This window comes from Paenimyroides ummariense, from assembly GCF_900115115.1.
GTDB classification, from domain to species: Bacteria; Bacteroidota; Bacteroidia; order Flavobacteriales; family Flavobacteriaceae; genus Flavobacterium; species Flavobacterium ummariense.
On sequence record NZ_FOVI01000050.1, the window covers coordinates 1 to 11147 of the forward strand.

12 protein-coding genes are annotated in these 11147 nt (G+C 40.5%); 9 read left to right on the plus strand and 3 right to left on the minus strand.

From position 1 onward, the window contains the following. The 9 genes from BM253_RS16795 to BM253_RS16835 all read left to right on the plus strand — a co-directional run. Positions 1–486 (plus strand): TraG family conjugative transposon ATPase (locus BM253_RS16795; protein WP_143095705.1); only part of this gene is annotated, 486 nt, incomplete at its 5' end. Between the two features lie 26 nt (positions 487–512). Then, complete coding sequence (locus BM253_RS16800; RefSeq protein WP_091526611.1) at positions 513–1145, plus strand: DUF4141 domain-containing protein; 633 nt, start codon at positions 513–515, stop codon at positions 1143–1145. Positions 1146–1148: 3 nt separating this feature from the next. Next, the gene (gene traJ / locus BM253_RS16805; protein WP_091526613.1) at positions 1149–2141 is read left to right on the plus strand and encodes a conjugative transposon protein TraJ; all 993 of its coding nucleotides are present in this window, start codon (positions 1149–1151) and stop codon (positions 2139–2141) included. Positions 2142–2167: 26 nt separating this feature from the next. After that, complete coding sequence (gene traK, locus BM253_RS16810) at positions 2168–2791, plus strand: conjugative transposon protein TraK (protein WP_091526616.1); 624 nt, start codon at positions 2168–2170, stop codon at positions 2789–2791. 10 nt (positions 2792–2801) lie between these two features. Beyond that, complete coding sequence (locus BM253_RS16815; protein ID WP_091526635.1) at positions 2802–3080, plus strand: nitrogen regulatory IIA protein; 279 nt, start codon at positions 2802–2804, stop codon at positions 3078–3080. Further along, entirely contained in the window at positions 3077–4417 is a 1341-nt protein-coding gene (traM, locus tag BM253_RS16820; protein ID WP_091526619.1) for a conjugative transposon protein TraM, read from the plus strand. The genes BM253_RS16815 and traM overlap by 4 nt, the downstream gene beginning before the upstream one ends. 22 nt (positions 4418–4439) lie before the next feature. After that, positions 4440–5333: a conjugative transposon protein TraN gene (traN, locus tag BM253_RS16825; RefSeq protein WP_091526621.1), complete on the plus strand. Its 894-nt coding sequence runs from the start codon at positions 4440–4442 to the stop codon at positions 5331–5333. Positions 5334–5416: 83 nt separating this feature from the next. Continuing rightward, complete coding sequence (locus tag BM253_RS16830) at positions 5417–5911, plus strand: conjugal transfer protein TraO (RefSeq protein ID WP_245758527.1); 495 nt, start codon at positions 5417–5419, stop codon at positions 5909–5911. Positions 5912–5921: 10 nt separating this feature from the next. Continuing rightward, positions 5922–6371, plus strand: coding sequence for a DUF3872 domain-containing protein (locus BM253_RS16835; protein WP_091526626.1), 450 nt, complete (start codon positions 5922–5924; stop codon positions 6369–6371). A gap of 404 nt (positions 6372–6775) precedes the next feature. Here the strand turns inward: BM253_RS16835 and BM253_RS16840 are convergent, their stop codons facing one another. From BM253_RS16840 to dnaE, 3 genes are all read right to left on the minus strand, one after another. Beyond that, on the minus strand, positions 6776–8140 hold the full coding sequence (locus tag BM253_RS16840) for an exonuclease domain-containing protein (protein ID WP_091526629.1): 1365 nt from the start codon (positions 8138–8140) through the stop codon (positions 6776–6778). Positions 8141–8251: 111 nt separating this feature from the next. Next, a complete protein-coding gene (locus BM253_RS16845) occupies positions 8252–8872 on the minus strand; it encodes an alpha-ketoglutarate-dependent dioxygenase AlkB family protein (RefSeq protein WP_091526631.1) in 621 nt (206 codons plus the stop codon). A 7-nt stretch (positions 8873–8879) separates the two neighbouring features. Beyond that, on the minus strand, positions 8880–11147 hold a 2268-nt coding region (gene dnaE, locus BM253_RS16850), incomplete at its 5' end, for a DNA polymerase III subunit alpha (protein WP_091526633.1).

Genomic DNA, 11147 nt, shown 5'->3' on the forward strand with positions numbered 1-11147 from the left:
GCATGGAAAGCTATTGCTAAAGAAGGAATGGCGGAATACATCAAATACCTGTTTAAAACAGTTCGTAAGTTCTTCGGAGAAGCCATCGTGGTAACTCAGGAAGTAGATGATATCATCCAGTCCCCAATTGTAAAGGAAAGCATCATTAACAATTCCGATTGTAAGATCCTGCTTGACCAGCGGAAGTACATGAACAAGTTTGACGACATACAGGCAATGCTGGGACTTACAGACAAGGAAAAAGCACAGGTATTGTCCATCAACATGAACAATGATCCGTCAAGGCTTTACAAGGAAGTATGGATTGGTTTGGGAGGTACCCATTCGGCTGTTTACGCCACAGAAGTAAGCTTGGAGGAATACCTCGCCTACACCACTGAAGAAAGCGAAAAACTGGAAGTGATGCAGCTTGCATCCGAACTCGGAGGTAATGTAGAACTCTCCATCAAACAGATCGCACTCCAACGACGCGAGAAAACCGACTAATACCTAACAATCTAAAAATTAAGCAAATGAAAAAATTAGTAAACCTGTTGTTTGGGATGATAGCAGTCCTAACAGCAACTTCAGCAAATGCGCAGTTTATCGTTGCCGATCCCGCAAACCTGGCATCAGGAATCTTAAACAGTGCCAACGAAATCGTACAGACTTCCACTACGGTGAGCAACGTGATTAAAAACTTCAAGGAAGTAGAGAAAGTCTATAATCAGGGAAAGGAGTATTACGACAAACTAAAAGCCATCAACAACCTGGTAAAGGATGCCCGAAAGGTACAGCAGACCGTACTGCTTGTAGGCGACGTTTCGGAGATGTACGTACAGAACTTCGGCAAGATGATGAACGATCCCCATTTTACCTCGCAGGAACTCGTTGCTATCGGTAACGGTTACTCAGCGTTACTGAGCGAGAGTACCGAGCTTTTAAAGGAACTGAAACAGATCGTAACCTCTTCCACCCTTTCCTTAAACGACAAAGAGCGCATGGACGTAATCGACCGTGTGTACAATCAGGTGAAGGACTACCACAGCTTGGTACGCTACTATACCAACAAGAACATTTCAGTAAGCTACCTGCGTGCAAAGAAAAAGAACGATTCCAAAAGGGTTTTGGAACTGTACGGCAGATCAAACCAAAAATACTGGTAGGTTATGGAATGGAACAACCTTCATGAAGTCCTGCGTTCGCTCTATGACGACATGATGCCCCTTGCCGCCGATATGGCGGCAGTGGCAAAAGGATTAGCCGGTCTGGGCGCTTTGTTCTATGTGGCATTAAAAGTATGGCAGGCATTGAGTCGTGCAGAGCCTATCGACGTGTTTCCACTACTGCGACCTTTTGCCCTTGGATTGTGTATCATGTTTTTCCCGACTATCGTCTTGGGAACCATAAATGCTGTATTAAGCCCTGTCGTTACCGGAACACATGCCATCCTTGAAGATCAGGTACTAGACTTAAACCAATTGCAGCAACAGAAAGACCAGTTGGAATACGAAGCAATGGTTCGGAATCCTGAAACTGCCTATATGGTTTCAGATGAAGAGTTCGATAAGAAACTCGAAGAACTGGGTTGGTCACCTTCAGACATCGGTACGATGGCAGGAATGTACATGGATCGGACTGCTTATCAGGTTGAAAAAGCTTTAAAAGACTGGTTCCGCAACCTTTTGGAAATCCTTTTTCAGGCAGCAGCATTGGTTATTGATACCATCCGAACCTTTTTCCTGATCGTACTTTCCATACTAGGTCCGATTGCATTTGCTATTTCAGTGTGGGATGGTTTTCAATCCACCCTCACCCAGTGGCTCACCAGATACGTCAGCGTGTATCTCTGGCTTCCCGTAGCGGATCTCTTCAGTTCCATGCTTGCCAGAATTCAGTCGCTGATATTGGAAAGGGACATACAGATGTTGGCTGATCCAACCTATATACCCGACACCTCCAATACGGTGTACATCATCTTTATGATCATCGGTATCATCGGATACTTTACCATTCCAACTGTTACAGGATGGATCATTCAGGCAGGAGGCGCAGGAAACTTTACGAGAAACGTCAATCAGACCGCAATGAAAGCCGGAAACATCGCAGGTGCCGGCGCAGGCTCGGCAACAGGAAACATCAGCGGACAATTATTAAAATAAACAACAATCCAAAATCATTTAAGAAAATGGAATTTAAAACCTTGAGAAATATAGAGAACAGCTTTCAGCAGATAAGACTGTATGCTGTTGTTTTCGCCATTCTCTGCATTGCAGTGGTTGGATACGCCGTTTGGCAATCCTACCGCTTTGCAGAGGATCAGCGCCAGAAAATTTACGTCTTGGACAACGGTAAATCATTAATGCTTGCCTTATCGCAAGATGCAAGCATCAACCGTCCCGTAGAAGCAAGGGAACACGTTAGGCGGTTCCATGAACTGTTCTTCACATTGGCACCGGATAAACATGCCATAGAAAGCAATATGAAGCGTGCCTTTAACCTAGCGGATAAAAGTGCCTTTGACTATTACAAAGATCTGGCTGAAAAAGGCTACTACAGCCGAATCATTTCCGGAAATGTACAGCAGCGCACCGAAGTAGACAGTGTGGTATGCAACTTCGACAGATATCCCTACGAAGTTAAAGCCTACAGCAAGCAGTTTATCATCCGCTCAAGCAATGTGACCAAAAGAAGTCTGGTTACTTCCTGCTATCTGGTAAACTCCGTTCGTTCAGATAATAACCCTCAGGGATTCAACATCGAAAAATTTACTATCTTGGAAAATAGGGATCTAGAAGTTATTGAGCGCTAATCCATATAGTATGAAAAAATTGAAAGAAACCATTCACAGGTATTTTGATAAAATCGATATACGCTGGAAAAGATTATCGCTCAAGAAACAGCATCAGTATCTAATAGTCCTTTTTATCGGATACCTGCTGCTTACCATTACCGTGATTTTCAAAATATGGTACGACACAGGTTCTAATGGAGCTAAGATGCGAATAAAACATATTGAAAATCCTGTCATGAAAAACAGTCCGTACAAAGACTCCTTAGACCACAAAATCAGAAATCTATTAATAAACAATGATTTATGAAAGAAAATGAAAACAAAAAGACAGTCGTTAAAGTAACCGAAGGGACTTTAAAAGACACCGATCATCAAACAGAAAGTACACAAAATAAATTGGAACGCTTCAAGAAGCCGTTAATATTCGGTCTGATGGGTATCGTGTTTTTTGGGTGTATGTATTTGATATTTAAACCGTCTGAAGACAAACAGACAATTGAGAATGTCGGTTTAAACGATGTGGTTCCGCAAGCCAGTGGTTCAAGACTACCTGATGACAAAGGAAAAGCCTACGAACAGGAACTGCTTCTGCAGAAAGACCAGGAAAAACGCAGTACCCTTACCACCCTTGCAGACTATTGGAATACAGAAGAAAAACAAAGTCCGAATATCAGTCTATCAGAAAAGGAAAGCAACCCTTTTGGAAATAGTAAAAAAAACGAAAGCACATCCAATTCACATGTATACAGCTACCAATCTGCACAGGGAACTCTGAACTCTTTTTATGAAAAAGACAACAACGAGACGCAGGAACTGCGCAAGCAGTTGGAGGAATTGAAAAGAGAATTAGCAGAAAAGGATATTCCAAAACCTCCGACCGTTGACGACCAACTAGCACTGATGGAAAAATCTTATCAGATGGCTGCTAAATATTTACCTGGTACTAATTTAAATAACAATGATCTACCACAAGTTACTTCGACAAATACTACAGATAAAACTGCAATTAAAACAAGTTCAAAAGAATCATTTGTTCCACTGATTTCCAAGTCAAAGAACACCGTTTCCTCTCTGTATCGTGAGCCAACCGACAGCGAGTTTTTAAATAATTGGTCAGAGGAAAGAAACAGAGAGTTCTACTCGCCAATAATTAAAAAAGAGACTGCCCAACCCAAAAACAGCATTAAGGCGATGGTATTGGAAACACAGACCATTATTTCAGATACAGGAGTCAGATTGCGGTTGCTCGAATCCGCTCAAACTTCCGGAAGAATAATCCCACAAGGTACTCTGGTAAGTGCTGTTGCCAAATTGCAGGCAGGGCGCTTGCAACTAAAAATCAACTCAATAGAACTGGAGGGTACTATAATACCTGTTGATCTGACGATTTATGATCTGGACGGTCAACCTGGTTTATACATACCCTACTCACCTGAAATAAATGCAGCTTCTGAAATGGCAGCTAATATGAGCCAGACATCAGGAAGCAGCCTGATGCTGACTCAGTCTGCCGGACAACAGGTTGCTGCAGACTTGAGCCGTGGTGTCATTCAGGGTATTTCAGGTTACTTTTCCAAAAAAGCACGCACCCCGAAAGTAACCTTAAAAGGCGGTCATCAGGTGTTCCTCGTTTCAAAAAAATAATACTAATCAAAACATATTAAATATGAAAAAATATTTAAAAATCATTTGTTTAACTATTATCATGTATAGTTTTACTTTAAACTGTATTGCACAGGACAGCAACCAATATCCACTTACACTTGGCAAGATAGAATCTTATTTATTGGATGTAACCTATGATAAGACATCACATCTGATTTTTCCATCAGCAATCCGTTACGTGGATTTGGGAAGTGACTATCTCATAGCAGGGAAAGCGGACGAAGCTGAAAATGTGCTGCGCATCAAAGCTACTGTACGAGATTTTGAAGACGAAACAAATTTTTCGGTTATCACGAATGACGGTCGCTTTTACAGTTTTAACGTCTATTACAGCTCTTATCCCGAAATATTGAGTTACGATCTACTGACCATGCAAAAGCAGTTGGAAAAAGAAAATTTGAACGATGTACTGTTTGAAGAATTAGGAGAAACAACTCCCTCTCTCACCGATTTACTTTTTGAAGCCATTCACAACGACAACAAACGAATTTTAAAACATCTGGGATCTAAAAGTTTCGGTATCAGCTTTACGCTTAAGGGAATATACATGCATAATGGTAAATACTATTTCCATACGGAAGTAAAGAACAGTTCCAACGTTCCCTTTGAAATAGAATACATCAATTTCAAAATAGTAGATAAAAAAGTAGCCAAGCGTACAGTTGTGCAGCAACAATCAATAATACCCTTACGAACCTATAAACCACTGATTGAGATCAAAGGAAATTCAACAGAACAAAACGTTTACCTTTTAGATCGGTTTACAACAAGTAGTGACAAGATACTTTTAATTGAGATTTTTGAAAAGAACGGGGCAAGAAATCAAACAATTCAAATTGAAAACAGCGATCTTATAAAAGCACGTGTTGTAAGCGATATGCACCTTAAGATTTAACCAACTAAATTACTCATATGAAGCAATTTATATACACCGTCCTAATGGTTTTATTAAATATTACGTTAGCGACAGCACAGCGAATGCTACCCAAACAAAAAGGACTGGAAATAACTGCAGGTCTTTTATCACATTATCAAAAAGCTACTGACTATCACATTAGTGCTGCAATGACTGTAAACAGCAAAAAAGGCAATTATCAACTATGGGGTTTTGAATATAGCAAAAAGCAACGCGCCTACAAATCCACAAGTATACCACAAGAAACCTATACTATAGAAGGTGGTTACAGTTTCTTTTTGTTGAGTGATGCACAAAAGAACATCGTACTGAATTTCGGATTAACAGGAATTGTGGGATATGAGAGTTTAAACCGTGGTGAAACGATGTTGTATGACGGAGCTAAAATGATGACTGAAGACAACTTCATATACGGTGCAGGTGGACGCCTCACCTTAGAAACCTACTTATCAGATTGGATGGTTTTACTTATTCAAGCTAGAACAAAAGTTTATTGGAATACAGATGTGGAACAGTTTCGACCATCTCTGGGTTTAGGATTACGGTTTAACTTTTAAAATAAAAACAATGAAAGAACTATTTTATAAATTCAAAATGATATTACGACCGATATTTGGATTGCTGGCAATCTTAATAACTTCATTTTCTATATTTTCATGTAACACAGCGGATGAACTCGAAATACAGCAGAATTTTCCGTTTGAGGTAAACGTCATGCCGGTGCCAAAAGAAATAGCTGATGGAGATACAGTCGAAATCAGGATATCAATCGAGTCAACCGGAAGTTACAAAGAGAATAAATATTACCTGCGTTATTTCCAGTTTGACGGACGAGGTACTTTACAGTATTATGATGAACCGCCTTACCTGCCTAACGATCTGTATTTGATACCCAAGAAACAATTCAGACTGTACTACACATCAACATCCAAAATAACACAATCTTTTGAAGTATGGATATCTGATGACTTCGGAAATGAAAAGAATTTGAAGTTTCAGTTTAATAATGTTGACTGACCAATTTTATTTTACTAAGTAGCAATTTTAAATAAGTCTATTTTTAAAATTTCGGAAAAAAAGTTAGAGATTAACTATACAATAAAAAAAAATTTTAACTTTATTATAAAACTTATTCTTAGGTATGTTTACAAAAGACGAAATGCTAAAGATTAGAGATTGCTTAGTAAATGAAGTAAATGAAAATTTCAAAAAATTTCGCAGACACACTACAGAAGACATGAGTAGTTTACAAATTATTAAAAAGATCGATTTATTACGGAACGTAAAAAATTGATGTATCTCACACAAAATCCCAGTTTAAAGTTTAAGCTGGGATTTTTTAAAGCAGTTTTGAGAATATCCCATAGGATCCAACATATGGTCTAACTTATTTCATTGTACCATAATTTTTCAAAGTCGCCTTAGGTTATTTGAGTGACTTTTTGAGGATACTTAACTGCAAACGCGGAAATGAGCTGCATTATATAGGAATTGCTTTTATAACGGGTAAGGAAGTCTTTTAGCTCTTCGACATCTGTAAGAACTGCTTCATTGGAAATATATCCCATGCCGTAAAAGTGCCCGTCCTGAACCCATATACAGCTTTGCTCGTTTTTAGTCCTACCCTTATCCAAAATATAATAACTCGGTTTTAGTTCCGTTACAAAATTTACTGCTTGTTGTACCTGTTGATTATGCTTCTCTACCAACGGTAAATCAGAAAGATTATTAACAACCACATTTTCACTTTCGGTGTTTACGGCATATTTACAAAAACGATAATCTAATTCAAATTGCTCCTGCAGATTCCGCAGCAGGCTGATGCCTTCGTTAATAGTACTAAAAACTTCTATACATGGCATCAGTTTGCTCACCTTACCAACCGCAAAGTATCTGTAACTGTTGCGTGCAGTATATTCATAAAGACCGTATTTAGGTTCAAACCTTTTTAATGCAGTATTGTAAATTGGCCATAACTTTTTGATTTCCGAACACTCTAAAAGTAATGCCATGAGTTCGGTAGCACATACTTCAAAAGAAATACCATGGATGTCCCGCAAAAAATGCTGTCTTTGAGGTGTAATCTTATGCCCGGAAAAATGAGAAGCTACCCTTTTTTTAAGGTTTACCGCTTTACCTACATACACAACTTTTTTCTGAGCATTGTAAAAATAGTAAACACCCGGTTTTTCAGGAAGATTTTCAAAATCTTCTGGAGGCAGGTTTGGCGGCAGCCGCTGATCCGGTGCCGTTTTTTTAATCATTTTCTGAATTTCTAAAGCACCGTCGTTGATAAGTAACGACAAAAGCACAGCTGTGGCATCGGCATCACCGCCGGCACGGTGGCGGTTTTCCAGAGAAATACCAAGTGAACGACAAAGATTACCCAAACTGTATGAGGGAAGTCCAGGTTTGATTTTGCGTGCTGCACGAACCGTACACAATTTAGGTGCTGTCCATTTATAACCTGCGTCTTCTAGTTGGTGACGAACAAACGAATAATCGAAATTAACGTTATGAGCCACAAAAATGCGGTTAGAGAGCAGTTGTAACAGTTTTTTAGCGATGTCTTGAAACAAAGGTGCCTCATAAACCATTTCGTTACTGATTCCCGTAAGAGCAGTAATGTATAATGGTATGTGCTGTTGTGGATTTACAAGGGTTTCCCAACGTTCGATCACTTCTTTCCCATTATGTATAAGCACAGCTATTTCGGTTATTCTGCTTCCGCCTGCACTTCCGCCCGTAGTTTCTATATCTACCACCGCATATTCCATCTTCTTCATTTGCTATGATCCCTGTAATCTATTTTAATGTATCTGTTTCAAATTTACGATTTTAATCAGCAATTGGCTGACACCTGATGACGTTTGAATTTACTAAAAAAAATTTTCAATTCATCTTATGACTCTTATAAATGTAAGATTAATTCGTGGCAGCGCTTCTTTTGAAGTTTTTGGGACTGCATGTTCCCAGAAACTGTTGGTTTTGCCTGCCATTATCAGGAACGAGCCGTGATACAACGGTATATCAACCTGAGGCACCTCTTTCCTAAATTTATGCCTTAAGCGGAACATGCGTGTTTCGCCGAAAGTAACCGATGCGATGATTGGATTACTACCCGACCTTGCGATCTTATCACTGTGCCATGAGACACTTTCGCTGCCATTGCGGTACAGGTTTAAAAGCACGGCATTGAACTTTAGATTAGTTTCTGTTTCTACCCGCTCGCGGATCTTATTTAGGTCGGCAGTAAATTCGGGTGCATTACCCGAGGGTATATTCTCTTCTTTATCCTGATGCCAGGAAATCATTCTGGGTGCCGTAACAATTTTATCGTACATTGGCATTTCATATTCACGCCATGGGGTTGCGGTTAATAACTTATCATAAAAATTGTCGGATTCTTCTTTGCTGAAAAAATTATCAATCAGCATTACATCGGCATCTGGCAGATTAAACTCTTTGGTTCCTCTGCTGCCTGTTGTAAATAGTTCGGTATCGTTAAAAAGTTTCATATATTGTTTACTGTATGTTATTCATTACATCTTTAATGTTGTACTGTTCATTGATCTTACGTCTAGGCAATCCTATCTCATGTTCCTGCGGATAAGGTTTACGCTGGGTCATGGAAACATCTTCCTTTATCTGACGATGCACATCGAATTCGCGCTGTTTGTCGTGCGAATAACGCGGATCGGGGATGAACGGCATTTTTGCCATTTTAAGTATCGTTATCGTTGGAAAATGATAATCGACCTCTACCCTGCCCAATAATAAATAACAACCGCCTCCTTGAAACGGATATTGTTCCAGACAATCGGGAAAATGTGCGGTATCGAAATAATTTCCCTCCACATCGATCCATGTACCAAAGAACATAGCCCCTTTTTTTGTGGGTACGTGTTTGCGGGAAATAAGGTACGCCAGCATCTTTACTTCGCCTTTGTGATGGTGTATCAGGTCTTTAGCCATTACTTCACCTCTATGCTTTGTCTGCAGCAGATCGAAAGGTGTGCACGATACTGTAAAACCAATTAACTCAATCTCGTCAAAAGCATCTTCGAATTTTGAACGGGACAGTTCAGGAAGTCTGAATTCTTTCACCGGCTCCTGTAACAAAGTAAGATTGCGGTTTTCGGGTTTAAAGTTTACCAAAAGCAAACGTGCCTGTACCAGCAGCTCGTTTTTATTCTTGCCCGTGAAACGGAACGCACCAATAAAGATAAGTATCTGTACTGCTTCGATACCTATAGGGATGCGGCGGATAAAATCTTCCAGAGAACTATAATCACCGTTGCGCTTACGTTCTTTTGGTATGTGTTCACCCAACTTACTTTCGAGTCCCTGCAGGTGCATAAATCCCAGATACACATTGTTACCGTAAAGCGTGGTGTGGTATTCGCTGTTATTGACACAGGGGTTTAAAATTACGGCACCCGACATACGAGCTTCGTGTACGTAAACTTCGGTACGGTAAAAGCCCCCCATATTGTTGATTACCGCCACCATGAATTCCAAAGGGTAATATACCTTGAGGTAAAGGCTTTGGTAACTTTCTACAGCATAGGAAGCCGAATGCGCCTTGCAGAACGAATAGCCTGCAAAGGATTCGATCTGACGGTACACTTCGCGGCTTAATGCTTCGCTATGCCCTTTAGCCGTACATGAAGCAAAGAAATTATCTTTCACCTTCTGTAATGCCGCCAGCGAACGACCCTTGCCGCTCATTGCCCTGCGCAGGATATCACCGTCTGCAGCTGTGAGTCCGCCGAAATGCATGGCGATTTTGATGACGTCTTCCTGATACACCATAATGCCGTAGGTATCGCCCAGATGTTCCTGAAACACCTCATGGAAATATTCGAACTGATCAGGGTAATTGTGCCGGAAGATGTACTCCTTCATCATACCCGACTGTGCCACACCCGGACGGATAATGGAAGATGCCGCTACCAGCGTTTTATAATTGTCGCACTTAAGCCTTCTGAGCAACCCGCGCATGGCGGGGGATTCGATGTAAAAACAACCGATGGTTTGTCCGCGGCTCAGGAATTCGTTGCAAACAACCTCATCCTTTGACAGTGAAGTATCCCTTATATCTACATCAATCCCCCGATTTTGCTGAATCAATTTTACTGCGTCATTAATGCTTCCGATACCCCGCTGACTGAGGATATCGAACTTTTCAAAACCGATATCTTCAGCTATGTGCATATCGAACTGAACGATGGGAAAGCCTTTTGGCGGCATTTCGAGTGCGGTGTAATTGGTAATAGGTTCTTCGGAAATAATGATTCCGCAGGAATGCATGCTCCGTTGGTTAGGGTACTTCTCCAACATCTTGCCGTATTTATGTACCAGTTTTACCACCGAATTATCGTCGTGCCGTTCCATAGGGTTCTTTGCCAGTGCATCAAGTTCCTCTTTTGGGAGTCCGAACACTTTACCCAATTCACGGAAAATAGAACGGTATTTGAATTCTACGTTGGTACCACAAAAGGCTACGTGGTCTTTACCGTAACGGTTGAAAATATATTCCAAGATGGTATTTCGGTCCTGCCAGCTCCAGTCGATATCAAAATCGGGCGGGGTTTTACGGTTCAGGTTTAGGAAGCGTTCAAAATAAAGATCGAGCTCTATAGGACAAATATCGGTAATACCCAAGCAATAGGCAATGATGCTGTTGGCACCGCTGCCACGTCCAATGTGCATCAATCCCAAACTGGTACTATACCGTACAATATCCCAGGTAATCAGAAAATAACCACTGAATTCCAGTTCATGGATTAC